Below are 24493 nucleotides of genomic sequence, written 5' to 3' on the forward strand. Positions count from 1 at the left end.
TGGGGGAAATATGAAAAAGCAGCGAATGAAAGCCGTGGCTCTGTCCACAGTGCTTTCTGCCGGAGCGCTCATGGGTAGCGCAACGATGGCAGATGAAACCCTGGATCAAATTCTCCAGGTAAGCCAGGCCAAAACAACCTTGGCTCAAGATTCACAACAGCGTATTGATCGCCTGGCGCAAGAGACCGACGATCTGTTGGCTCAGTTCAAACAGGTGAACAAGCAGATTGAAGATATCCGTCTGTATAACAGCCAGCTGGAAAAGCAAATTGCCAGTCAGCTTGCGGTTATCAATGACCTCGACGACTCAATCGAAAATGTGACCGTTATTGAACGTCGCATTCAGCCTCTGGTTCTGCGCATGCTGGACGCTCTGGAACAGTTCGTTGAGCTGGATAAGCCTTTCAAAATGGAAGAGCGCCTGGATCGTATCGCCATGCTGCGTAACAACCAGGACCGCGCCGATATTTCGGTTGCTGAAAAATTCCGTCAGGTGCTGGAAGCTTACAAGATTGAGAGTGAGTACGGCCGCTTTATTGAAGCCTACCGTGACACTCTGAACATTGGTGGCCAGGATCGCGAAGTGAACATTCTGCGTGTAGGCCGCGTTTCTCTGATGTATCAAACAACCGATACCGAGCAGTCTGGCGCTTGGGATCCGGCCCAGGGTGCGTGGGTAGAGTTGGACGACTCTTACCGCAACCACATCCTCAAAGGCCTGCGCATCGCGCGTAACCAAGCCGCTAAAGACATTATGTTTGTACCTGTCCAAGCACCGGAGGCAGCGCAATGAAAATGAAGTTTGCTAAAAGCTGCCTGGTAGCCGTCGCTGCCGGCCTGTTAAGCACAAGTGTAGCCGTAGCGCAGGAAGACAAGGCAGCCAGCCTTGACGAACTGTTGAATATGGTTAAAGACTCTCGCATCCAGGAATCTGCCGAGCACAAAAAGCGCGAGCAGCAGTTTTTGCGTGAGAAAAACAATCAAGCGTCTCTGCTGACTCAGGCTCAGAACACTCTGGCCTCTGAAGAAGCACGCTCTGAGCGTCTGGAAGACACCTACGCCGAACAAGAGCTGGAAGTAGAAGCTAAGCGTCAGCAGTTCAACGAGCGCTTGGGTTCACTGCGCGAGCTGTTTGGTCACCTGACCTCGACCGCTGGCGATTTGCGTTCGACTCTGAGCACCTCGCTGATCTCGGCTCAGTACCCCAATCGCGGTGAGTTCCTGACTGGACTGATCGACAAAATGAACAGCAACACTCGTCTGCCTTCTATCGAAGAGATTGAGCGTCTGTGGTACGAGCAGCAGCGTCAAATGGTAGAGAGCGGTAAAGTTGTTAAGTTTAACGGCACCGTGATCAAATCCAACGGCGACCGCGTTGAGCAAGAAGTGGTTCGTATCGGTTCTTACAACCTGGTTTCAGAAGGTAAGTACCTGAACTACATTCCCGACGGTTTCAAAATGGAAGAGCTGGCGCGTCAGCCCGATGCGTTCTTAAGCTCAGCCCAAGAACTGCAAGGCGCCTCTGGCGGTCTGGTAGGCGTGGGTATTGACCCCACAGGTCCTACCGGCGGTTCTCTGCTGACTGCTCTGATCGACAGCCCCACCTGGGGTGAGCGCTGGCACCAGGGCGGCGGTGTGGGTTACACCATTACCGTTGTGGGTATCATCGGTCTGTTGATTGGTCTGTGGCGCATCATTTACCTGACTCTGGTAAATGCCAAAGTAAGCAGCCAGCTGAAGTCTAAGAAAGCCAACACCAACAACCCGCTGGGTCGCGTGTTGAAAGTGGCCGAAGACAACCCGAACGTCGATGGCGAAACTCTGGAGCTGAAGCTTGAAGAAGCCGTGCTGAAAGAGCGTCCCGCGATTGAGAGCGGTCTGGCTATCTTGAAGATTATCGCCGCGGTTGCACCGCTGATGGGTCTGTTGGGTACCGTTGTGGGTATGATCCTGACCTTCCAGGCGATTACCATCTTCGGCGCCGGTGATCCTAAGAACATGGCGAGCGGTATCTCCTCTGCCTTGATTACCACCGTACTGGGTCTGGTTGTGGCCATTCCAACTGTACTGCTGCACACCATTGTTAATGGCCGTGCCAAGCGCGTAATCCACGTTCTCGAAGAACAGTCGGCGGGCATTATTGCCGAAAACGCCGAGCGTAAGTAGGAGATAAAGCATGCTGGCATTAATGGAAGCAATCGCAGCCATTAAAGCCTTTTTGGATCAGGGCGGTACTGTATTGTTATGGATCGCCGCCCTAACCTTTGTCATGTGGACCCTGATTTTCGAGCGGGTGTGGTATTTCAAAGGCGGTCTAAAAGGTGATGTACAAGAGGCCTTGGACGCTTGGGAGGCGCGCCCCGAGCGCAAATCCTGGAATGCCCACCAGGTTCGTTATGCACTGATTTCTCGTGTCGGGCAGAAGATAAACGCCAATATGGACATGATCGCCACTATGGTGAGCTTGTGTCCTCTGCTCGGTCTGCTGGGTACGGTTACCGGTATGATTGAAGTGTTTAACGTTCTCGCTATGACCGGTGGCGGTGATGCCAAGCAAATGGCAGGCGGTGTATCAAAAGCGACTATCCCGACAATGGCGGGTATGGTGGCGGCACTGTCTGGCGTATTTGCCAATACGTATCTGACCCGTACGGCCGAGCGTGAGAATCAGCTGTTTGCCGACCATTTGACAATGGATCATTAAGGCTGGCACGTCGTTTAACCCAGTGATAAGAGATATGCCATGAGCAGTAGAAACCAAGCTGAAGATGATCAGACCGGGGCCATCGATTTGACCCCCATGCTCGATGTGGTGTTCATCATGTTGATCTTCTTCATTGTGACTGCCACGTTCATTAAAGAGACCGGGGTAGAAGTGACTCGGCCTGAAGCAACCACTGCTGACGAAAAGAAAAACGCCAGTATTTTGATTGCGATCACCGACTCCGATGAAATCTGGATCGATAAAAACCAGGTGGATCCCCGTGGGGTGCGGGCGCAAATTGAGCGTCTGCTTGCTGAAAATCCAAACGGCAGTGTTGTTATTCAAGCGGACTCCGAGGCCAGTGTAAAACTGCTGGCTGAAGTGGCCGATACCGCTCGACAGTTGAGTGTGAGTAACGTTGCTGTTTCAACACTGAAGAACTAAGCCGCTATGAAACTTGCAAGAGTATTAATTGCTGTCGTGCTGGCGGTGGTTATAACCTTTGGTCTGCTGTATTTGATGCAGTATCTGATCAACTCCGATCTCGAGGCGGATGACAAGCCTGAGACTACGCGCATTGAAGACATTCATATGCCGGAGATGGAGATTGAAACCCGCTACGAAACAGCAAAACCCGACAAGCCGGAAACCCCGCAAGAGCCACCACCGGATATTCCGGAGCCCGATTTCGACGCTCCTGATGTCAACCCCGATGGCCTGAATATGGATACGCCTACCATGGGTAACGATATCCAGATCAGTACCTCAGGTTTGGGTGGTGACGGTGAGTATCTGCCGATTGTTAAGGTAGCTCCGCAGTATCCTCGTCGCGCGGCACAGCGTGGTGTAGAGGGCTTTGTAACTGTTGAGTTTACGGTAACAACTACCGGTGCCACTCGCGATGTGGTGGTTATCGAGGCAATTACCAAAGACGGTGACGAAACCAGCATGTTTAACCGCGCTGCGATTCGGGCTGCCGAGAAGTTCAAGTATAAGCCGCGCGTTGTCGACGGTACCCCAATTGAGGTGCCCGGTGTTCGCAACCGCTTTGTGTTTGAACTGGCACAGTAATAGGTGATGAAAATGAAGACGTTAAAATCAGTACTTTCAGCCACCTTGCAAAAGTCAGTGGGCGTTGCGGTATTAGCCGCAACCCCCTTGCTGACCATGGTGTCGGTTGACGCCCTGGCCGTCGATGGAATTGCGCCTGCCAACGCCTCGCCGTTGCAGCCTGCTGAGCAGCGCCCCGATCCGCGTCGTTTGCCGGGTTTACCGCAGAGCTTTATCGAAGACTATTCGGAAATCACCTCCACCATGGAACCTTCTGAAGAGCAAATCGCCGAGGGTGCGAAAGCCGATCCGGCCAAAGCTTTTCAAATGGCAAAAGAAATGGAGCGTGAAGCCGGTGAGCTGAACCCTTACGCCAAGGCGATGCTCTTTCAGGTTCTGGGCCAGCTCTATTACGAGCGCGAGGATATGCCCAATACCATTAAGTACTTTGAAATGGTTGTTGCGCAGTCGCCCAATTTACCTGTAGGTACCGAAGCGCAGTTTTATTATTTCTTGGGGCAGCTTTACGCTCAGGAAGAAAATGAAACCAAAGCGGTTGAGTATCTGGAGCGTTGGTCGAAGATGGTGACCATGATTTCAGCCACTCAGTACGCGACCTTGGCGCAGATTTATTACGGCGCCGAGCAGCATGACAAAGCCCTGGCTAACATGCAGCAAGCGGTCAAAATGTACGAGTCTGAAGGCAAGGTTCCTCGCGAAGAGTGGTTGAGCTTTTTACGCGCCCTTTACTTCTTTAAGGAAGACTACAAGTCAACCTTGGCCGTAGTGACCGAGCTGGTTCGTTTGTACCCTAAAATGAGCTACTGGTCGCAGTTGGCGAGCTTGTACTACGAGCTGGGTCAGCTGGATAACTACTATCGCACCATGGATTCCATGTATGTGATGGGTGGCCTGAAAAAAGAGAACGAGCTGAAAGGTCTGGCCGGTCACTTTATTGAGAATGACGCTCCTTACAAGGCAGCTAAGGTTCTCGATAAAGGCATCAATCAAGACAAGATTGTCGAGCCCACCGCGACCAACCTGGAACTGTTAGCCAACTCCTGGCGTCTGGCTCAGGAAACTGAGAAGGCCCTGGTGGAAATGAAGCGCGCTGCCGCTAAAGCGGAAGATGGCGATCTTTATTTCAACTTGTCTCGTTTGTTGTTCGCCCGCGACGAGTTTGATGCGTCAGTCTCTGCCGCTGAAAACGCTCTGAGCAAAGGTGGTTTGAGCCGTCCCGATTCGGTCTACCTGACCATTGGGCAGGCTGAGCTGGCTCGCAACAATTTTGATGCAGCTATCGATGCCTTTAAAAAGGCGTCACGTGATAAGCGCAGTCAGAAGTTTGCCAGTCAGTGGATTACCTACGCCGAAGGCGAGAAAAAGCGTCAGGATGCGTTGAAAAACAGCGACGAAGGCTAATTCCCTCGGGCGATTGACCTTTTCGTTAAAAAGCCGATCTGGAAACAGGTCGGCTTTTTTGCGTTTTAAGGGAAAGGGGACATAAAAAAGCCCGCGAAGCGGGCTTGATCGGCGGCTGCCTAGCAGGCTGTTGAAAAACCCCTTACGTACTCAGACTTTCAGGCTGGTTCGTAATCTAGGCGCCGCTTTGAAGGTGTGTGCCCACCCATCGAGAAGTGGCAACGACGAGTACGGGCCAGCCTGGAAGTCCCGCAGGGCGAGGCCTGAAGCGCACATCTGCCGCACCTTGCCTCTAGGAAAGGGAACCACCCTGTCCGTCGAGACAAAGCACGACAGCTGCACGCTTCAGGCCACGCTGAGTATGCAAGGGGTTCTTCAACAGCCTGCTCGTGTCAATCAGTCGAGCTTATCTAGGTCGCGCACTGCACCTTTATCGGCGCTGGTAGCCAGTAGGGCGTACGCCTTAAGTGAGGCACTAACTTTACGCGGACGTTCTTCCAGCGGCTTCCAGGGTTTTTCGCGAGCTTCCATTTTTTCGCGGCGCTCGTGTAAGTCACGCATAGAGAGTTTTACATCAATGCTGCGGTTGGGAATGTCGATGCGGATAATATCACCCGTTTCGATCAAGCCGATAGCGCCTCCCGCGGCTGCCTCGGGCGAGCAATGGCCGATGGAAAGACCCGAGGTGCCACCCGAGAAGCGACCGTCGGTCAGCAGGGCACAGTCTTTGCCGAGCCCCTTGGACTTTAAATAGCTGGTGGGGTAGAGCATCTCTTGCATGCCTGGCCCGCCGCGCGGCCCCTCGTAGCGGATAATAACCACATCGCCCGCTTTGACTTTTCCGTCCAGCACATTCGCAACAGCCGTTTCTTGGCTTTCTACCACATGGGCCGGTCCTTCAAACACCAGGATAGATTCGTCGACACCCGCTGTTTTGACCACACAGCCATCCTCGGCAATGTTGCCGTACAGCACCGCTAACCCACCCTCTTTGGAAAAGGCGTGCTCCAAGTTGCGAATACAGCCTTCCTCGCGGTCGCCGTCCAGACTGGGCCAGCGGGCGCTTTGGCTAAAAGCTACCTGAGTGGGAATGCCGCCGGGGCCGGCTTTGAAAAATTCCACTACCTCGGGCGACGGGTCGCGCATAATGTCCCATTCGTCCAGGGCCGCTTTCAGGGTGTCGCCGTAAACCGTAGGCACGCTGGTATCTAACACGCCGGCCCGATCCAGTTCGCCCAGTATCCCCATAATGCCCCCGGCACGGTGAACATCTTCAATGTGGTACTTTTGGGTGTTGGGGGCGACTTTACAAAGCTGCGGCACCTCGCGGGAGATGCGGTCGATGTCGGACATGGTAAAGTCGAGCTCGGCCTCTTGCGCGGCGGCGAGCAGATGCAAAATGGTGTTGGTGGAACCGCCCATGGCGATATCCAGCGCCATGGCGTTACTGAACGCGGCGCGGCTGCCGATGGCGCGGGGCAGCAAATGCGCTTCATCGCCCTCGTAATAACGCTTGGCCAGTTCGACAATTTTGTGGCCCGCACGTTTAAACAGTTTTTCGCGGTCGGCGTGGGTGGCCACAATGGTGCCGTTGCCGGGTAGCGATAACCCCAGCGCTTCGGTCAAACAGTTCATGGAGTTAGCGGTAAACATACCCGAACAGCTGCCGCAGGTGGGACAGGCGCTGCGCTCAACTTCGGTCAGGGTTTCGTCGTCGACATTGTCGTCGGCTGCCATCACCATGGCGTCAATCAAATCCAGGCCGTGATCCAGTAGCTTGGTTTTACCCGCTTCCATGGGGCCGCCGGATACGAACACGACGGGGATATTGAGGCGCATGGCGGCCATTAACATTCCCGGAGTAATCTTGTCGCAATTGGAGATACATACCAGGGCGTCAGCGCAGTGGGCGTTGACCATATACTCGACCGAGTCGGCGATGATGTCGCGCGAGGGCAGCGAGTACAACATGCCATCGTGGCCCATAGCGATGCCATCATCCACCGCGATGGTGTTGAACTCTTTGGCGACGCCTCCTGCTTTTTCCACTTCGCGGGCAACCAATTGGCCCATGTCTTTTAGGTGGACATGGCCGGGGACAAACTGAGTAAAAGAGTTGGCGATGGCGATGATCGGCTTTTGGAAGTCGTCATCTTTCATCCCGGTGGCGCGCCACAGGGCCCGCGCGCCCGCCATATTGCGGCCAGCGGTGGTGGTTCTGGAACGATAGGTCGGCATAGTCTTACCCACTAAAGTAAAAACAGGTCAAAGAAAAGCCGCATAGGATACCAGATTGTGGGTGAATACGGGTCGGAAGCCTGACGCAGTTGAGCGTTGGAGTTGGGCAGACTCCGTGCAGAGCAAACAGCGGTTGCGTCGGATGACGGACGTCTGATGTCCGACGCCAAAGCTTGCTTTATTGGCTTGGGCTATCGCTGTGGCGGATATTGATCGTCAGACATCTATTCACCCAATCTCTTTAAAAAACACCTTCGATCCGCGCTGATAGTTGTACAGCGAGCGACGCTGCAAGGGGAGTTGCTCGATATCGCCGGGCACAAAGCCGTGTTCGATAAACCAGTGGGCCGTTTGTGTGGTCAGCACGAACAGGGTGCGGGTCCCATGGCGTCTGGCTTGTTGCTCCAGTTGCTCCAGTAGCTGCCCCGCACGGCCGCCTTTGCGGTAATCCGGGTGGGTGGCCACACAGGCCAGCTCCGCCACATCGTCATAGGGGTAGAGCGCGGCACAGGCGATGATGGTGCCGTCTTTCTCCATCACGTGAAATTGTTTAATTTCAGTTTCCAGCAGCTCCCGTGAACGGCGCACTAAAATGCCCTGTTCTTCCAATGGAGCGATCAGCTCGATAATACCGCCCACATCGTCGATGGTGGCGGTGCGCAGCTGTTCGTATTGGCCGGAATAGACCATGGTGCCCTGGCCGTCGCGGGTGAACAGCTCGCCCAGTAGGGCGCCATCGCTCGCAAAGTTGACCAGTTGCGCGCGCTGCACGCCTTGCAGGCAACTGCTGTAGGCACTCTCGAGGGCCTGGCGGGTCATATCGGTCAGTTGTCCGGCGCGGGCCGCTAAATAGTCTTTGCACTGGGCTAACGGCAGCTGGCGCATCAGTTCGCCGTGCTCGTTGTAGGCGCCATCGCTATCGCAGTAGGCCAGTAACTTGTCGGCTTGGATGGCGCTGGCGACCTGGGTGGCGACGTCACTGTAGCTGAGGTTAAAGACCTCGCCCGTGGCGGAATACCCCAGCGGTGAAAGCAGGGCGATGGCGCCGGCGTCCAGCGAACGGGTAAGCTGGCGGGCGTTTACCCGGCGCACCTTGCCCGTATGCTGTAAATCGATTCCGTCCAGCACGCCCAAGGGCATGGCCGAGATAAAGTTACCGCTGATGACTTCGATGCGCGAGCCGTGCATGGGGGAGTTGGGCAGCCCGGTGGATAAGGCTGCTTCCATGGTGATACGGGCTTCACCGATGGCCTGCATAACCCCTTCGAGGCTGGCGGTATCGGTAATCCGCAAACGCTTGTGAAACTGGCTTTGCCGATTATCGCGGGCCAGTCGGCTATCAATTTGCGGGCGCGCGCCGTGGACCAACACCAGGCGTACGCCCAGGCTTGAGAGCAGCGCCAAGTCGTGAATAATGTTGCTAAAGTTGCCGTCGCGCAGGGCTTCACCGGGCAGCATGACGACAAACGTCTTGCCCCGGTGGGCATTGATGTAAGGGGATGAGTGGCGAAACCACTTCACGTAATCTTGTTGTTGCTCGTCGCTCATGCTGGGGGCGTCTCTTCCATGCAAAAGTGCTCGATCATACGGCGCAGAGTCTCGACCGCGGGTTCGAGCTGATTAATATCGATATATTCGTTGCTCTGATGCGCCTGGTCAATGGAGCCCGGGCCCATTACTACCGTTTGCAGTCCCAGGTCGCGAAAAAACGGCGCCTCGGTGGCAAAGGCGACGCTGGTGGCTTCTTGCCCCGTTAGCCGCTCACAGGTTCGGATCAGCTCGGAGTTTTTGTCCTGATGGAATGGATCTACCCCTTCAAAAAGCGTGGAAAAGACAATGTCCAGCTGGCGGCGTTCGGCAATAGGGGTCAACAAACCGGAAATCTGCTCGCGCAGCTGGTCGTTGTGCATGCCCGGGATGGAGCGCAAATCAAAATGCAGCTCGCATTCGCCGCAGATTCGGTTAGCGCCATCGCCGCCGTGGATACAGCCCAGATTTAAGGTGGGTATGGATACCGCAAACCCTGGGTTTTGGTGACGCTGTTGTAAATCCTGGCGGTAGCGAATCAACTCGCCCATGACCTCGTGCATGGCTTCCAGGGCGCTGTTACCCAGCGCCGGGTTGGAAGAGTGACCCGCCGCGCCTTTGACCCTTACCGCCTCCATTAGGATGCCTTTGTGCATATGAATGGGCGTCATTTTGGTGGGCTCGCCCACCACCGCGTAACGCGCTTTTAACCCGCCGGCGGCCGCCAGTGCCCGCGCGCCACTCATGCTGCTCTCTTCATCGGCGGTAGCCAATACCATCACCGGCTGTTTGAGTTTGCCCGCATCCAGATCTTTGACCGCTTCTAGCACGGCGGGGAAAAAGCCTTTCATGTCCGTAGCGCCTAAGCCATACAGGCGGCCATCTTTTTCGCTGAGGGTAAGAGGGTCAGTTTGCCACAGGTGTTCGTCGTAGGGCACGGTATCACTGTGGCCGGCAAACAGGAGTCCGCCGTCGCCCGCGCCGATGCTGGCGAGCAAATTAAATTTACCCGGGTGATCGGGAACCGGCATGATTTGGCATTCAAAGCCGTGCTCGGTAAGCCAGTTGGCCAGTCGCTCAATGACCTTTTGGTTACTCATATCCCACGAGGGCACAGCGCAGCTCACCGAGGGCTCGGCCACGAGTTGATGCAAAAAAGATTTATAGCGGTTTAGATCGAATCTGGACATTGAGCAACTCCGACACTGGGAGCGCCAGTATAAACCAGATGACGGCTGGGGATGAGAAGGCGCCGCCCGGATAAGGGCGGCGCCAGGCGTTTTTAGCCGAAAACACCTTTGAAGAAAAAGAAGAACAAAATGGACAGGCCGGCACCGGCGGGTAGGGTTACCACCCAGGACATAAAGATAGAGCCCACCACGCCCAGATTCAGCGCGCCGATACCTCTTGCCAGACCCACACCCAATACCGCACCCACCAGGGTGTGAGTGGTGGAAATGGGCAGGCCGGTGCCCGAGGCCAGAACCACCGTAGCCGCGGCGGCCAGCTCGGCGGCAAACCCGCGGCTGGGGGTTAACTCGGTAATCTTTTTACCGATGGTGGCCATTACCTTAAAGCCGTAAGTCGCCAGACCAATGACAATACCCACACCACCAATCAATAGCACCCAACTGGGCATGACCGACTGTGCGGCCACGCCACCGGAGTTCACCACATTGATTACTGCCGCCAGAGGCCCAACCGCATTGGCAACGTCGTTGGAGCCGTGGGCAAAGGCCATAGCGCAGGCGGTAAAAATCATCAAAATTGCGAACATTTTTTCCACATTGGCAAAACGATTACCCGAGGCCGGAGTCGCTTCGGGTTTAACCCGGCGCAGCATGACGACCCCCACGGCGCTGACAATGGCGCCGATAACCGCCGCAACCAGGGCGCTTTCGACAAAGCTGAGGGAAAAGCCGCTGTCTTTGAATACGTGCTTTAAGCCCTTAAGCAAGGTCACCATGGCGATCAAAAAACCCACCGCAAACATGTAAAAGGGAATGTAGCGACGGGCATTGCTCATGGGATCTTCGGTGTTGAGGATCAGCCTTTGCACCGAGCGGAAAATAAAGAAGGCGATGGTGCCGGCGAGCATGGGTGATACTACCCAGCTGGCAACAATGGATAGTACCTTGCCCCAGGCGACCGCATCGGCAGAAATCCCCACGGCGGCAAAGCCCACAATGGCCCCCACAATGGAGTGAGTGGTGGAGACCGGCCAGCCCAGAATACTGGCGATTAGCAGCCAGGTGCCCGCTGCCAAGAGGGCCGAGAGCATCCCGTAAACTAATAGCTCGGGTGAGCCCGACATTACCGCCGGGTCGACAATGCCTTTGCGAATGGTTGAAGTTACCGCGCCCCCGGCGAGATAAGCCCCCAAGAATTCAAAGATCATGGCGATGATAATCGCCTGTTTAATGGTCAGTGCCTTAGAGCCAACGGATGTCCCCATGGCATTCGCCACATCGTTGGCACCTACCCCCCAGGCCATAAAAAGGCCAAAAATACAGGCGAGTATGAGTAAGATCTGGCCGTATTCAGCAATCACGGTCATGGAATTCCCCAGTTTTTAGTCTGTGCTTAATCATTAAGTAAGTGTTAGCGGGCCAGCAACAGCTGCAAGCGGCTGCCCACGGTTTGTGCTCGGTCGGCCAAATCGCCAATCCAATCAATAATTTGATACAAAAACATGACATCCACCGGTGGAAGTTCCGCTTCCAGGGCAAAAAGTCCGGCGCGCAGCTCCACCTGCTGCTGATCGTTAATGCGCTCGTACTGGTCGAGTTTCTCAATCATATTTTCCACCAGGCTGACCTCGCGCCCGCTAAAGCCGGTTTCCAGTAGCTCATCCAGCTCATTGATGGCGGCCAGCGCTTGCTCGGCGGTTTTTTGCGCCGATTGGACGAAATCAGTGAATTGGGGCTGCAGCTGGGCCGGAATCGACATCTTGCGCCCCAGCATAATGCCGGTGATGTCCTGGGCCTTGTTGGCAATGCGGTCCTGGGTGCCCAAAAGCTCCAGCAGATCGGTGCGGGGTACGGGCAAGAAAAGACTTTTGGGTAGGTGCAGGCGCAACTGCTTTTTCATATCGTCGGCCTGGCTTTCGATCTCAGAAATCTCTTTCTGAATGGTGGCCGCCCGGCTCCAGTCGTTGGCGATCACCGCCTCAAAGAAGCCTGATAACCGGCTGGAGGCCTCTACTACGGCGGTCATATGCTCTTGCATGGGTTTGATGGGCGAGCGCCCAAACATATTGGAAAACGGGTTGCTGAAAGCCATATTCTTTATTCCTCTCGCAGAATCAGCGGGCAGTATAAAAACATTGTTCGCTCAGGTCACGCTGGGCGGGTGACGGATTCGCAGCCGGCGGGCTACAATCGCGGTTTGCGAGCATAAAAATGGAGTCTGCTATGCCCCAGCCGGTGCCGGCCGATACAGTGTTGGATTTGCGCTTTGTGATTAACGAGTTGGTCGCCGACGGACGCTTAAGCCGCGCGGATGCCAACATCCTGTTGGGCGCCAACCGTACCCGGGCCCAGAGTGCGATGCACCCCATGGCGTATATCGCCACGCAAAATATGGATGACGCCGCGCGCCCGGGCAAGCTGCTGGACGGCGAGGCGCTGACGCGCTGGATGGCAGAGCGTGCCGGGCTTGAGGTGGTACACATTGATCCGCTAAAAATTGATGTTTCCAAAGTGACCTCAGTGGTGTCTTACGGTTTTGCCAAGCGCCACAATATCCTCTGTGTGGAGGTGACGCCTGACGAGGTGGTTATTGCCTGTGCCCAGCCTTTTGTCTCAGGGTGGGAGCCTCAGGTGGAACATGTCGCCCGCAAGCGGGTCAGGCGCGTGTTTGCCAACCCCGCCCATGTTGAGCGCTACCAAGTCGAATTTTATACCCTGGCTCGCTCCGTAACGGGCGCCAGCGGCGGCCCTGGCGCGACCGGCGCCACCAACTTTGAGCAGCTGGTAGAGCTTAAATCTTTAGGCGAAGCCGATGCCGACGACCAGCACGTGGTCAATATTGTCGACTGGTTGTTACAGTATGCTTACGATCAGCGCGCCAGCGACATTCATATCGAACCGCGCCGGGAAATGGGCCGGGTGCGTTTTCGCATTGACGGTGTGTTGCACGATGTTTACGAGTTTCCCGCCTCGGTGGCGCTGGCGGTGGTCAGCCGCTTTAAAGTGCTGGGGCGCATGAACATCGCTGAAAAGCGCAAACCCCAGGACGGCCGCATTAAAACCCTGCGCGCCGATGACAGTGAGGTAGAGTTGCGTCTGTCCACCTTGCCCACCGCTTTTGGCGAAAAGCTGGTGATGCGGATATTTGACCCCGAGGTGCTGCTGCGCAGTTTTCACGACTTGGGGCTGGTGGGGGATGACTTTAAGCGCTGGGACGGTATGCTTACCCGACCCAACGGCATCGTATTGGTTACCGGGCCCACCGGCTCGGGTAAAACCACCACTCTGTATTCATCCCTGCGCAAGCTGGCTACCAGCGAAGTGAATGTCAGTACCATTGAAGACCCCATCGAGATGGTGGAAGAGAGCTTCAATCAGACCCAGGTGCATCATAAGATCGAGCTGGATTTTGCCGCCGGTATCCGCACCCTGATGCGCCAGGACCCCGACATTATTATGGTGGGGGAGATGCGTGACCTGGAAACCGCACAAATGGCCGTGCAGGCTGCGCTGACGGGCCACTTGGTGCTGTCGACGTTACACACCAACGATGCCCCGGCGTCGGTCGCGCGTCTGCTGGATTTGGGTATCCCCTCGTATTTGATCAACGCCACCTTGCTTGGGGTTATGGCTCAGCGGCTGGTGCGCACCCTGTGTCCTCACTGTAAAGAAGAGGGGAGCATTAAAGCCGATGATTGGCATACCCTAGTGTCGCCCTGGAAAGTCAATGTACCGGAAAAAGTCTACCGCCCAGTCGGGTGTTTGGAATGCCGCAACACCGGGTATTTGGGGCGTCAGGGCATCTACGAAATCCTTATGTTGAGTGATTCCATTCAAGACCTTATTACCGAACGCTGCAATTTGCAGGCATTGCGCAAACAGGCCATGCGTGAAGGTATGCGCACGCTCCGGCTTTCTGGCGCGCAAAAAATTGCCGCGGGCCTGACCACCATGGAAGAAGTGCTGCGTGTGGCGCCGCCACCGGAGCGCAGCGAACGCTAAAACCTAAGAGTTGTTTATGACCCAAAATACCGCTAATACAAAGCCTTTAGAAATGCCTCGCGCCCTGACCGAACAGGCCGCCCGCCAGCGCGAGGCACTGGCCGAGGCCTGTACTCAGCAAGCTCTGTCGTTGGACGAGTTGGTCGCCGCCGCCCCCGAGGCGTTTGCCGAGCAGTTAGAGGTGATGTTGGGCTGCAGTGAGTTTGTGGCGCAAACCTGTAATCGCAATCCCCAGCACTTGCAGTCTCTGGTGGATAGCGGTGATCTGTACGAGCCGCAAAGCAGCGATAGCCTGACAGCACTGAGCGAGCAGCTGTTAAGTGCCGAGGATGATGCCGAGTTGGACCGACGGGTGCGTTTGGCCCGCAATCGCGCTATGGTGCGGATTATCTGGCGCGATTTTAATCGCCTGGCGGATATGAGCGAGATTACCGCCGAGCTGTCCGCCTTTGCCGATACCGTCATCAGCGCCTGTTTAAACTGGCACTACCGCGCCCTGGTAGAGCGCTATGGCCAACCCATCGGTCGCGACACCGACGAGGTGCAGCCACTTGTCGTGTTGGGAATGGGCAAGCTTGGTGCCCGCGAGTTGAACGTCTCCTCGGATATCGACTTAATTTTTTCCTACCCCGAGGCCGGTGAAACCAACGGCGAGCGCAAAAACTTAAGCAACCAGGAGTTTTTCGTTCGCTTGGGACAAAAGCTGATTAAGACCCTGGATGCGCAAACTGTCGACGGTTTTGTGTTTCGGGTGGATATGCGTCTGCGCCCCCATGGCCAGAGTGGCGCTTTGGTGCAAAATTTTGATGCTATGGAGGGGTACTATCAATCCCAGGGGCGGGATTGGGAGCGCTACGCGATGATCAAGGCGCGCCCCGTGGCCTGGGTTGAAGGCGGCGAAGCGGCTGGCAAAGAGTTAATGCAGATGCTGGCGCCTTTCACTTATCGCCAGTATGTGGATTTCAGTGTGATCGATTCGCTGCGGGATATGAAAGGGCTGATTAACCGCCAGGTGCAGCGCAAAGGCATGGATTTGGACGTTAAGCTGGGCGAGGGCGGTATCCGCGAAGTGGAGTTCGTGGTGCAGTTGTTCCAGCTGATTCGAGGCGGTAAAGAGATCGCCCTGCGCGAGCGGCAGGTGTGCAAGCTTTTGCCCATGCTGGAAAAAGAAAAATACCTACCGAGCGGCAGTGGCCAGACTTTGCTGGATGCCTATATTTTTTTACGCAATACCGAACACGCTATTCAGGGTTATCAAGACCGCCAAACCCAGTCTCTGCCTTTGGATGATTTCGGTCAAAGCCGTTTAGCTTATGTGATGGGCTTTGCCGGCTGGGATGATTTTTACAGTGCGCTGGTGGCCCATCGCGAGCGGGTTAACGCCGAGTTCCAGCAAGTGATTGCCGATCCGGACGACGAAACCCAAATGGACGACAGTGAGTTGGCCAACTGGTTGGGGCTATGGGATGAGAGCCTTGCCGGTGACGAGGCGCTCGAGTTTTTGAGCGCGCAGGGATTTAGCCAGGGCGAGCAGGTAATGCAGTGGTTGCAGGACCTGAAAAGCTCGCGCCAAGTGCTCGCGATGCAGGCATCCAGTCGCTCGCGTCTGGATGCCTTTGTGCCGCGCTTGCTAGCGACTGTCGCGAGCGAAAAAGTCGAGCCGGAACAGACCCTCAAGCGAATACTGCCTTTTGTATTAGCGGTGGTTCGCCGCAGCGCCTATTTGGTGCTACTGGTGGAAAACCCCACCGCGCTGACGCAGCTGGTGCAGCTCAGTTCTGCCAGTCCCTGGATCGCCAACGAGCTGGCTCAGCATCCGATTTTGCTGGACGAACTGCTCACGCCCGAAAGCCTTTACGCGCCCCCCGATAAAGACGAGTTGCGCGACGAGTTGCGCCGCGAGCTGCTGCGCCTGGGCTGGGACGATCTGGAGGGGCATATGGAGTCACTGCGCTATTTCCGCAGTGCCCACGCCCTGCGGGTGGCGGCCAGTGAGGTCACCGGCGCTTTGGCGCTGATGAAGGTCAGTGACTACCTGACCTATATTGCCGAGGTCATCCTTGAGCATGTGCTGGTGTTGGCCTGGGAGCAAATGGTGGCTCGCCACGGCTACCCCGCGCGCGCCGAAGGTGGCGAGGCTCGCGAACCGGAGCTCACGATTGTGGGTTACGGCAAGCTCGGCGGCATTGAGCTGGGGCATGGCTCGGATTTGGATTTGGTGTTTATTCACGATGCCTGGTCCGGCGGCGCAACGGGTGGGGAAAAGTCAGTGGACAATATCACTTTCTACACCCGCCTGGGACAGCGGATTATCCATATTCTTAATACCCAGACCGTTTCCGGCAAGCTTTACGAAGTGGATATGCGGCTGCGGCCTTCGGGCAATTCGGGGATGCTGGTCGCCTCCATGGATGCGTTCGAAAAGTATCAGCGCACCGAGGCCTGGACGTGGGAGCACCAGGCGCTGGTGCGAGCGCGCCCCGTGGCAGGTAGTGAGGCACTGGCCGAGCGCTTTGCCGAGGTGCGCGCCGAGCTCCTGCAGCAAGCTCGTGACCCGGTCAAGCTGCGCAAAGATGTCGTCGAGATGCGGGAAAAAATGCGCACCCATTTGGGTAGCGGTACAGATAGCGGTAAATTTCACCTTAAGCAGGACGCCGGAGGTATCGTCGATATTGAATTTATGGTTCAATACGCCGTTTTGGCGTGGGCCCACAAAGCGCCCGCGCTCACCCGGTATACGGATAATATACGCATACTAGAGACCCTGCAGCAGGAGACCTTGCTACCGGCTGAGGGGGTATTGCAGCTGATCGAAGCCTACAAGGCCTACCGATCCACCGGACACCGCCTCGCGCTACAGCACCAGCAGGCGATATTGCAAGGTACACAGGAGTTTGCCGCCGAGCGCAAACAGGTCAGCGAATGGTGGCACAAACTGTTGCTTCCGGATTGATCTCAATCGCCGGCCGTTAAACCCATAATCCCAGAATGACTTGATACTGTTTAGGAGTTGGCTATGTCATTTGCCGATCGCGACGGCGTAATATGGCTGGATGGCGAACTGGTGCCGTGGCGCGATGCCCGAGTACACGTACTGACCCACACCCTGCATTACGGCATGGGCGTTTTTGAAGGCGTGCGCGCCTATGAAACCGCCGAAGATGGCACCTGTATTTTTCGTTTGCAGGAGCACACCGACCGGTTGTACCGCTCGGCGCACATCATGCGCATGAAGCTTCCGTTTGAAAAAGACGTATTGAACGATGCGCAAAAACTGGTGGTGCGGGAAAACAACCTGCAAGAGAGCTACCTGCGCCCCATGGCTTTTTACGGCTCTGAGGGGATGGGCCTGCGCGCCGATAACCTGCGAGTGCACGTGATGGTGGCCGCCTGGAACTGGCCCTCGTATATGTCGCCCGAAGCGCGGGATTTAGGTATTAAAGTGCGTACCTCAAGCTATACCCGCCACCATGTGAACATCTCCATGTGTAAGGCAAAAGCGAACGGCCACTACATCAACTCGCTGCTCGCCCTGCAAGAGGCGTTGGACAGCGGTTGTGAAGAGGCGCTGCTTTTGGACAACGAAGGTTATGTGGCCGAGGGCAGTGGCGAAAACGTGTTTGTGATTCGCGACGGTATTATTTACACGCCCGAGCTGACCTCTTGCCTGGACGGTATTACCCGCAACACGATTTTCACCCTGGCGGCCGAGTGCGGATACGAAGTGCGCGAAAAACGCATAACCCGCGATGAAGTCTATGTGGCCGATGAAGTTTTCTTTACCGGTACTGCGGCCGAGGTACTGCCCATTCGCGAGCTGGATGGTCGTCAGATCGGCGCCGGCAAGCGCGGGCCGATGACGACCCAGCTGCAAAGTTTGTATTTCGATGCAGTGAAGGGGCGGCTGGCGCAACACAAAGCGTGGCTGGCACCGGTTAAAGGCTAAGCGTGGCCGGGGGAGAGCGGATACTGATCGTCGGCCCCTCGTGGGTGGGCGATATGGTGATGGCGCAGTCACTGTTCAAAGTGCTGCGTCAACAATACCCACATGTGCCTATTGATGTCTTGGCTCCGGCTTGGAGTCGCCCCCTAATTGAGCGAATGCCCGAGATCGAAGCAGGGATTGATATGCCTGTGGGGCACGGCAAAATTATGCTCAAACAGCGCTGGAAGCTCGCTCGCCAGCTGGCCTGCAAAGGCTACACCCGTGCCTATGTGCTTCCCAATTCACTTAAGTCAGCCCTTATCCCAGGGTTTGCCGGCATTCCCACACGTGTGGGCTGGCGCGGTGAAATGCGCTATGGCTTGCTCAATGATATCCGCAAGCTGGACTCCGAGCGCTATCCGTTAATGGTCGATCGCTTCGTTGCCCTGGCCTATCGCCCGGGGGCAGAGCTTCCCCCGGCGCCTCGCCCTGAGCTCGTAGCGGATATTGGTCGGCTACCCGCGCTGCGGGGAAAATATCAATTAAACGCTGATCGTCCCGTACTGGCTTTGTGTCCTGGCGCCGAGTTTGGCCCCTCGAAGCAGTGGCCTGCGAGTCACTATGCCGAGGTGGCGCGGGAGATGATTGAGCGCGGATTTCAAGTATGGATTTTCGGATCGGCGAAAGATGCCCCTGTGGCACAAGAAATTATCGCGTGCCTGAAAGGATCTGACCACGTTCACTCGCTCGCGGGGCAAACCTCTTTAGCTGATGCGATCGATCTAATGGCGGCGAGCGATTCAGTGGTTAGCAACGACTCAGGTTTAATGCATATCGCGGCAGCCTTGGGGCGCCCGTTGGTCGCGGTTTACGGCTCCACCTCACCCTCTTTTACCCCGCCACTGGGGGAGAAGGTGAACACGTTGTCGTTGGGGCTCAGCTGCCAGCCCTGTTTTTCCCGGCAGTGTCCTTTGGAGCATAAAAGGTGTCTGGAAGACTTGCAGCCTCAGCAGGTTTTGAACCATCTGAGGTTGCAGGAGTCGGTGGGTCGTTAAGAATTAACAAAGTAAACCCAATGAGTAACGTCAACCTTGGGCGTCCGTTCTACGGGTATTTTATACAGGTCGGATTTTAATTTATGACAGCAATTGGTGAGAGTGCCGAGCCGGTAAAATTTCGCTACTGGATATCGGCCTGCATTGGGTTGACCTGTGCTCTGTGTTTTTTAGTCCCCAGTGGTTATTCCTATGGTCCGGCACTGATTTTTTTAAGTGGTTTAGTCTGGCTGCCTAAGACCCGCCCGGCTTTAAAGCTTAATCGCCGCGACAAGATATTGCTGGCCACATTGATCGGTTACTTTGCCGTGAGCGTCGTTATTAACCTGATTCATGGTGCCTCGTCGCGTTACTATGAAGAGCCAAGTCGCTACTTGTTGGGAGCCTTGGCACTGTTAGTGATTCTGGGGGTGAGGCCGGTTGCTGCTTTTTGGTGGGCTGGGCTGTGTGTAGGTGCTGCGTCAGCGGGGCTGTTCGCCCTTGAGCAAATGTTTTGGGAAGGACGTGAGCGGGCTTTTGGTTTAATGAACCCGATTCAGTTTGGCAATTTGGCCATATTGATGAGCGGCTTGTGCTTAGCGGGTTTGGGATGGGCAAAGCAACAGCACAAAAGCCAGTATTGGATGCTTGCGATCGTGGTCTGTTCTACTTTGGGTGTCATTGCATCGGTTCTATCCGGTGCCCGTGGAGGGTGGTTGGCCCTGCCATTTATCGCTTTAATACTGTTTATAAATTTGCGTAACTATCTACCGCGCACGGTGATGTATGCCAGCATTGTGGGCGGCCTAGTCTTTGTGGTGCTGCTGTATTTTGTCCCTCAGACGGGTATTCAGGAGAGGGTGAATCGCGGAGTCACCGAAGTCGGGCAGTATTTAAGTGGCAAGCATGTGGGGCGCTCGGTGGGGCTGCGTTTTGAAATGTGGCGCGCGGCATCTACTATGGTAGATGAAAAGCCGTGGGTCGGCTGGGGCGAAGAGGGGTACATTGAGCCGATGCTTGAGCGCATCGAAGGCAAAAAAATACGCAAAGGCGTTAGCCACTTTACCCATGTGCATAACGATATGTTGGATGTGACAGTGAAACGTGGTTTGCTGGGGTTGGCCGCGTTGCTGATAGTGTACTTACTGCCTCTAGCCATTTTCTCCGTGGAAGCAATACGAATGAAAAGCCAGCAAGTCGAGGCTAAGGCGTTTGCCATGTCAGGGGTTATCCTGGTGAGTTCGGTGGCGCTTTTCGGGTTGACGCAGGCGTTTTTTCGTCACAATAGCGGCGTGACCTTATACGTATTTTTTATCGCTGTGATCTGGGGGTTTATGCGTTGCGCCCAGCAGCGGGAGGCGGAACTTGAGCTCCGCTAAGGCGATTCAGTTAAGTGCTGTTCTGATTGTGAAGGACGAAGCGGATAAGCTGGCTGAGTGTTTACAGTCGGTTGGTTTTGCCGACGAGATCGTTGTGCTTGATTCTGGTAGCAGTGATCAAACTTGCGAAGTCGCGGCAAGCTTCGGAGCACGGGTCGAGATCAATGAAGATTGGCGAGGCTTTGGTGTACAACGTCAGCGCGCTCAGCAACTCGCCCAGGGGCGTTGGGTTTTTGTTCTGGACGCTGATGAGCGCGTAACCCCTAAACTCCGTCAGGAGATATTAAACGTATTAGAGGGTGGCGAATGTATCTATGAGGTAAATCGTTTAAGCTGGTGCTTTGGGCGTTTTATGCGACATACCGCGATGTACCCGGACTGGATTCCTAGATTGTATCCCCGCGAAAGCGCGGGCTTTGACAATACCCGGGTTCACGAGCGTTTGCAAAATCCCAATAAGCTGCCGGTCAAACGCTTGGATGGAGATTTGTTGCACTATGTTTATGACAGTGTGCGTCATCTGGTTAGCAAATCTGCCCTGTACTCTGAACAGTGGGCCATCGCTCGGCAGGAACAGGGGCGCAAAGGGTCGCTGTTATCGGCGTGCTTACACGGTTTGAGTTGCTTTGTGCGCATGTACATACTCAAGCGCGGCTTTCTCGATGGCGGACAAGGTTTGCTGATAGCGCTGGTGATGTCCCACGCGACTTTTGCAAAATACGCCGATTTGTGGGTGCGCACGCGCACAAAATCTTCTTAAGTCTAGAGCATAGAGAGCATTATGAGTTCACAACAAGGCTCCCCCAACCGCTCCTCGGATACCGCGTCGTTAAAGGTTTATCTGCGCCTTTTAGGTTACGTAAAGCCTTATTGGGTAAGCTTTTTGATTAGCGTGCTGGGCTTTATTGTCTATTCGGCTTCACAGCCAGCTATGGCTCAGTACATGGAGTATCTGCTCAATTTTATTGAGTCGGAAGAGCGCGGCCCACTCTGGTTGCCGTCGCTTATTATCCTGGCCATCATTTTTGTGCGTGGTTTCGGTGGCTTTTTAGGTAACTTTTTTATCGCCAAGGTATCCTATCGGGTAGTGGATACCTTGCGGGTTCAGTTGTTTAGTCACATGGTGTATTTGCCCGCCGAGTATTACGAGCGCAATGATTCAGGGCAGTTAATGTCACTGGTAACGTTTAATGTTAACAATGTCACCACTGCCTCGACCGAAGCCCTAAAAACCATGATTCGCGAAGGCACCACCGTCATCGCTCTGTTGGGGTACTTGTTTTACAAAGACTGGGTGTTGACCCTGTTGATGATGGCCGTGGTGCCGTTAATTGCTGCGTTAGTGGGTTATGTGGGTAAACGTTTGCGCCGCTTGAGTACCAAGGTGCAGCACAGTATGGGCGATATTACCCAGGTCACCTCGGAGATGATTAACGGCTATCGGGTGATGCGTAGCTTTGGTGGTGAAGAATATGAAAAGCGCCGTTTCGCGGAAGCCAGTTGGCGCAACTACCTGCAGAATTTAAAGATTGTTTTAACCTCTACACTCAATACGCCACTGATTCAAATATTGGTCGCAATCGCTATGGGTGGGCTTTTGTGGGTCGCCCTTGGGCAGATGCAAATTCAGGATTCGGGCGCCTTTGTTGCCTACTTCTTGGCGGTCGGGATGGTGTTAAAACCCATGCGTCAGTTGAGTGAGATGGTGCCGGTAATTCAAAAAGGTGTGGCCGCCGCCGATAGTATTTTTCAGGTGTTGGACGAGAAGCCCGAGCAAGATGATGGGATTTATCGGCCCCAGCGAGTGTCTGGCGCCCTGAGCATTCGCGACTTGCACTTTACCTATGACGGCAGTGAGCGCGAGGCGATAAAGGGGATAGATTTAGATATTGAGCCCGGCCAGGTGGTGGCGCTGGTCGGTAAGTCGGGTAGCGGTAAATCTACCTTGATGAACTTGCTCACCCGGTTTTATCACGGCCACACAGGTTCTATTCGCTTCGACGATAAAGACATTAACGAATTCAATCTGGCGAGCCTGCGCGCTCAGATAGCTTTGGTGACCCAGCAGGTTGTGCTATTTAATGATTCGGTGGCCGCGAATATCGCTTACGGTGCGCTGGATGCTACTGAGCACCAGACGATAAAGCAGGCCGCTGAGCTGGCCTATGCATCGGAGTTTATCGAGCAACTGCCTCAGGGATACGACACCGTGATCGGTGAAGGGGGCGCTAAATTGTCCGGTGGTCAGCGTCAGCGCTTGGCGATTGCCCGCGCTATTTTAAAAGATGCCCCCATCTTAATTCTCGATGAGGCGACCTCGGCGTTGGATAACGAGTCTGAACGCTACATTCAACGAGCATTGGAAACCGTATCGCGCGGGCGCACGACCATTGTGGTGGCGCATCGCTTATCGACCATTGAGAACGCCGACGTGATCGTGGTGATGGACGAAGGCACCATTGTGGAGCAAGGCAGTCATAGCGAGCTATTGGCTAAGCAGGGCTATTATGCGCGTTTGCACAGTGCCACTCAGTCCGATTCGCTTACATTGTAATAGGGTAGTTATATGCATCTCTCTTCGCCTCGGTTTGACCGCGCCCGGGTACTGGTAATTGGCGATTTAATGCTGGATCGCTACTGGCATGGTGGCACCTCGCGTATTTCACCCGAGGCGCCGGTGCCAGTGGTGAAAGTCTCCCAGACCGATGATCGCGCTGGCGGGGCCGGTAATGTTGCGCTCAACTTGGCCGCCCTGGGTGCTTCGGCCGCGCTGATTAGCGTTGTCGGGCGCGATGAAGCGGCCACTGTGTTAGAGGGGCAGCTCCGCGCAGCTGGAGTCGATACAGATCTGCAGGTATCAATGGATAAGCCGACGATCACTAAACTGCGGGTTATGAGTCGCCACCAACAATTGTTACGCATGGATTTTGAAGAGTCTTTTACCGCCGCCGATAGCAGCGAGCATTTGCTTAAGATAAAGCGGCAGCTGGATGAGACCGATATTCTGGTATTGTCGGATTACGCCAAAGGCTCGCTGGGAGACCCCCAGGCACTTATTAGTGCGGCGCGCCAGGCGGGGGTGCCGGTGTTGGTCGACCCCAAAGGTGTGGAGTTTTCCCGCTATCGTGGGGCCACTTTGTTAACGCCAAATTTACACGAATTCGAAGCGGTGGTGGGTCCCTGCGACAGCGAGCAGATACTAATTGAAAAAGCTAATAACCTCATGCGCGAGCTGGACTTGCAGGCACTTTTGGTTACCCGGGGTGAACAGGGGATGACACTCTTGCGCCCGGGAGCCCCAGAGTTACATCTGCCTGCCCGCGCGCGCGAAGTCTTTGATGTGACCGGTGCCGGTGACACCGTTATCGCGGTTTTATCGGCATCTATCGGCGCGGGTTACAGCCTGCCAGAGTCGGTTGGACTCGCCAATCTCGCCGCTGGTATGGTGGTGGGTAAACTGGGTACTGCGACGGTCAGTGGGCCGGAGCTGCGTCAGGCCGTTGAGGGCGAGCAGGGGGTTGAGCGGGGCGTGGTTTCTCTGGAACAGTTGCAGTCGGCGCTGAACGAAGCGCGTCGCAAAGGTGAGAAAATAGTTTTTACCAACGGCTGTTTTGACATCATTCACGCCGGACATGTGGGTTATCTGGCTTCGGCGCGTGAACAGGGTGATCGTCTGATTGTAGCTGTCAACGCCGATGAATCCGTGTCGCGGTTAAAGGGGCCGTCTCGTCCTATTAATCCGGTAGAGCGACGCATGGCTGTATTGGCGGGTCTGGAGGCCGTGGATTGGGTGGTTAGTTTTGACGGCGATACCCCCGAGTCTCTTTTGCGGCAAGTGCGCCCGGATGTTTTAGTCAAAGGTGGTGACTATACGGCCGAGCAGGTGGTGGGTGCTCCAATCGTACGCGAGTACGGCGGCGAGGTCCGAGTACTGCAGTTTGTGGACGACTGTTCGACAACAGGCATTGTCGAACGCATAGTGAAACAAGTGGACTCACAGTAGAGCGCGTTAAGGGGAGCAA

Annotated in this window: 19 protein-coding genes; 14 read left to right on the forward strand and 5 right to left on the reverse strand. The window is 55.3% G+C overall.

The features are described from left to right. Positions 1 to 10 precede the first annotated feature (10 nt). From M6D89_RS15460 to M6D89_RS15485, 6 genes are read left to right on the forward strand one after another with little or no spacing between them, the layout of a single operon-like run. Entirely contained in the window at positions 11 to 793 is a 783-nt protein-coding gene (locus M6D89_RS15460) for a DUF3450 domain-containing protein (protein WP_253968997.1), read from the forward strand. Next, positions 790 to 2166: a MotA/TolQ/ExbB proton channel family protein gene (locus tag M6D89_RS15465; protein ID WP_253968998.1), complete on the forward strand. Its 1377-nt coding sequence runs from the start codon at positions 790 to 792 to the stop codon at positions 2164 to 2166. The genes M6D89_RS15460 and M6D89_RS15465 overlap by 4 nt, the downstream gene beginning before the upstream one ends. 10 nt (positions 2167 to 2176) lie before the next feature. After that, entirely contained in the window at positions 2177 to 2704 is a 528-nt protein-coding gene (locus M6D89_RS15470) for a MotA/TolQ/ExbB proton channel family protein (protein ID WP_253968999.1), read from the forward strand. A 39-nt stretch (positions 2705 to 2743) separates the two neighbouring features. Then, entirely contained in the window at positions 2744 to 3148 is a 405-nt protein-coding gene (locus tag M6D89_RS15475) for an ExbD/TolR family protein (protein ID WP_253969000.1), read from the forward strand. 6 nt (positions 3149 to 3154) lie between these two features. Then, positions 3155 to 3775, forward strand: a complete 621-nt coding sequence (locus tag M6D89_RS15480; RefSeq protein ID WP_253969001.1) for an energy transducer TonB — start codon at positions 3155 to 3157, stop codon at positions 3773 to 3775. A gap of 12 nt (positions 3776 to 3787) precedes the next feature. Next, a complete protein-coding gene (locus M6D89_RS15485; protein ID WP_253969002.1) occupies positions 3788 to 5176 on the forward strand; it encodes a tetratricopeptide repeat protein in 1389 nt (462 codons plus the stop codon). A 396-nt stretch (positions 5177 to 5572) separates the two neighbouring features. On the opposite strand, the gene ilvD is transcribed toward M6D89_RS15485, so the two are convergent. The 5 genes from ilvD to M6D89_RS15510 all read right to left on the reverse strand — a co-directional run bounded on the left by ilvD (position 5573) and on the right by M6D89_RS15510 (position 12223). Then, a complete protein-coding gene (gene ilvD, locus M6D89_RS15490; RefSeq protein WP_253969003.1) occupies positions 5573 to 7414 on the reverse strand; it encodes a dihydroxy-acid dehydratase in 1842 nt (613 codons plus the stop codon). Between the two features lie 228 nt (positions 7415 to 7642). After that, the gene (argA, locus tag M6D89_RS15495; RefSeq protein ID WP_253969004.1) at positions 7643 to 8962 is read right to left on the reverse strand and encodes an amino-acid N-acetyltransferase; all 1320 of its coding nucleotides are present in this window, start codon (positions 8960 to 8962) and stop codon (positions 7643 to 7645) included. Beyond that, on the reverse strand, positions 8959 to 10131 hold the full coding sequence (argE, locus tag M6D89_RS15500) for an acetylornithine deacetylase (RefSeq protein ID WP_253969005.1): 1173 nt from the start codon (positions 10129 to 10131) through the stop codon (positions 8959 to 8961). The genes argA and argE overlap by 4 nt, the downstream gene beginning before the upstream one ends. Positions 10132 to 10223: 92 nt before the next feature. Beyond that, positions 10224 to 11498 carry an inorganic phosphate transporter gene (locus tag M6D89_RS15505; protein WP_253969006.1) on the reverse strand — a complete coding sequence of 425 codons (1275 nt, stop codon included), beginning with the start codon at positions 11496 to 11498 and terminating at the stop codon, positions 10224 to 10226. A gap of 44 nt (positions 11499 to 11542) precedes the next feature. Beyond that, on the reverse strand, positions 11543 to 12223 hold the full coding sequence (locus tag M6D89_RS15510) for a TIGR00153 family protein (protein ID WP_253969007.1): 681 nt from the start codon (positions 12221 to 12223) through the stop codon (positions 11543 to 11545). 131 nt (positions 12224 to 12354) lie between these two features. On the opposite strand from M6D89_RS15510, the gene tfpB reads away from it, so the two are divergent. The 8 genes from tfpB (at position 12355) to hldE (ending at position 24474) form a co-directional block, all read left to right on the forward strand. Then, positions 12355 to 14133, forward strand: coding sequence for a type IV pilus assembly ATPase TfpB (gene tfpB / locus M6D89_RS15515; RefSeq protein WP_253969008.1), 1779 nt, complete (start codon positions 12355 to 12357; stop codon positions 14131 to 14133). Between the two features lie 16 nt (positions 14134 to 14149). Continuing rightward, positions 14150 to 17086 carry a bifunctional [glutamate--ammonia ligase]-adenylyl-L-tyrosine phosphorylase/[glutamate--ammonia-ligase] adenylyltransferase gene (glnE, locus tag M6D89_RS15520; protein WP_253969009.1) on the forward strand — a complete coding sequence of 979 codons (2937 nt, stop codon included), beginning with the start codon at positions 14150 to 14152 and terminating at the stop codon, positions 17084 to 17086. Positions 17087 to 17149: 63 nt separating this feature from the next. Then, positions 17150 to 18079 carry a branched-chain amino acid transaminase gene (locus M6D89_RS15525; protein WP_253969010.1) on the forward strand — a complete coding sequence of 310 codons (930 nt, stop codon included), beginning with the start codon at positions 17150 to 17152 and terminating at the stop codon, positions 18077 to 18079. A 2-nt stretch (positions 18080 to 18081) separates the two neighbouring features. Next, a complete protein-coding gene (gene waaF, locus M6D89_RS15530) occupies positions 18082 to 19113 on the forward strand; it encodes a lipopolysaccharide heptosyltransferase II (protein ID WP_253969011.1) in 1032 nt (343 codons plus the stop codon). Positions 19114 to 19196: 83 nt separating this feature from the next. Next, entirely contained in the window at positions 19197 to 20471 is a 1275-nt protein-coding gene (locus M6D89_RS15535) for an O-antigen ligase family protein (RefSeq protein WP_253969012.1), read from the forward strand. Then, positions 20458 to 21231, forward strand: coding sequence for a glycosyltransferase family 2 protein (locus tag M6D89_RS15540; RefSeq protein ID WP_253969013.1), 774 nt, complete (start codon positions 20458 to 20460; stop codon positions 21229 to 21231). Before M6D89_RS15535 ends, M6D89_RS15540 begins: the two co-directional genes overlap by 14 nt. Before the next feature lie 21 nt (positions 21232 to 21252). Then, positions 21253 to 23025 carry a lipid A export permease/ATP-binding protein MsbA gene (gene msbA / locus M6D89_RS15545; RefSeq protein WP_253969014.1) on the forward strand — a complete coding sequence of 591 codons (1773 nt, stop codon included), beginning with the start codon at positions 21253 to 21255 and terminating at the stop codon, positions 23023 to 23025. 12 nt (positions 23026 to 23037) lie between these two features. Next, positions 23038 to 24474 (forward strand): bifunctional D-glycero-beta-D-manno-heptose-7-phosphate kinase/D-glycero-beta-D-manno-heptose 1-phosphate adenylyltransferase HldE, encoded by a 1437-nt coding sequence (gene hldE, locus M6D89_RS15550; RefSeq protein WP_253969015.1) that lies wholly within the window; start codon positions 23038 to 23040, stop codon positions 24472 to 24474. Positions 24475 to 24493: the final 19 nt, after the last annotated feature.

The organism is Gilvimarinus xylanilyticus, assembly GCF_024195295.1.
GTDB classification, from domain to species: Bacteria; Pseudomonadota; Gammaproteobacteria; order Pseudomonadales; family Cellvibrionaceae; genus Gilvimarinus; species Gilvimarinus xylanilyticus.

Bases quoted from the DNA above. Each gene is read 5' to 3' on its own strand.
- M6D89_RS15480 (WP_253969001.1), top strand. From the start codon at position 3,155: ATGAAACTTGCAAGAGTATTAATTGCTGTCGTGCTGGCGGTGGTTATA.
- argA (WP_253969004.1), bottom strand. From the start codon at position 8,962: ATGAGCGACGAGCAACAACAAGATTACGTGAAGTGGTTTCGCCACTCA.
- M6D89_RS15470 (WP_253968999.1), top strand. From the start codon at position 2,177: ATGCTGGCATTAATGGAAGCAATCGCAGCCATTAAAGCCTTTTTGGAT.
- M6D89_RS15485 (WP_253969002.1), top strand. From the start codon at position 3,788: ATGAAGACGTTAAAATCAGTACTTTCAGCCACCTTGCAAAAGTCAGTG.
- M6D89_RS15460 (WP_253968997.1), top strand. From the start codon at position 11: ATGAAAAAGCAGCGAATGAAAGCCGTGGCTCTGTCCACAGTGCTTTCT.
- M6D89_RS15535 (WP_253969012.1), top strand. From the start codon at position 19,197: ATGACAGCAATTGGTGAGAGTGCCGAGCCGGTAAAATTTCGCTACTGG.
- M6D89_RS15465 (WP_253968998.1), top strand. From the start codon at position 790: ATGAAAATGAAGTTTGCTAAAAGCTGCCTGGTAGCCGTCGCTGCCGGC.
- M6D89_RS15510 (WP_253969007.1), bottom strand. From the start codon at position 12,223: ATGGCTTTCAGCAACCCGTTTTCCAATATGTTTGGGCGCTCGCCCATC.
- M6D89_RS15505 (WP_253969006.1), bottom strand. From the start codon at position 11,498: ATGACCGTGATTGCTGAATACGGCCAGATCTTACTCATACTCGCCTGT.
- M6D89_RS15525 (WP_253969010.1), top strand. From the start codon at position 17,150: ATGTCATTTGCCGATCGCGACGGCGTAATATGGCTGGATGGCGAACTG.
- tfpB (WP_253969008.1), top strand. From the start codon at position 12,355: ATGCCCCAGCCGGTGCCGGCCGATACAGTGTTGGATTTGCGCTTTGTG.
- msbA (WP_253969014.1), top strand. From the start codon at position 21,253: ATGAGTTCACAACAAGGCTCCCCCAACCGCTCCTCGGATACCGCGTCG.
- ilvD (WP_253969003.1), bottom strand. From the start codon at position 7,414: ATGCCGACCTATCGTTCCAGAACCACCACCGCTGGCCGCAATATGGCG.
- argE (WP_253969005.1), bottom strand. From the start codon at position 10,131: ATGTCCAGATTCGATCTAAACCGCTATAAATCTTTTTTGCATCAACTC.
- glnE (WP_253969009.1), top strand. From the start codon at position 14,150: ATGACCCAAAATACCGCTAATACAAAGCCTTTAGAAATGCCTCGCGCC.
- hldE (WP_253969015.1), top strand. From the start codon at position 23,038: ATGCATCTCTCTTCGCCTCGGTTTGACCGCGCCCGGGTACTGGTAATT.
- M6D89_RS15475 (WP_253969000.1), top strand. From the start codon at position 2,744: ATGAGCAGTAGAAACCAAGCTGAAGATGATCAGACCGGGGCCATCGAT.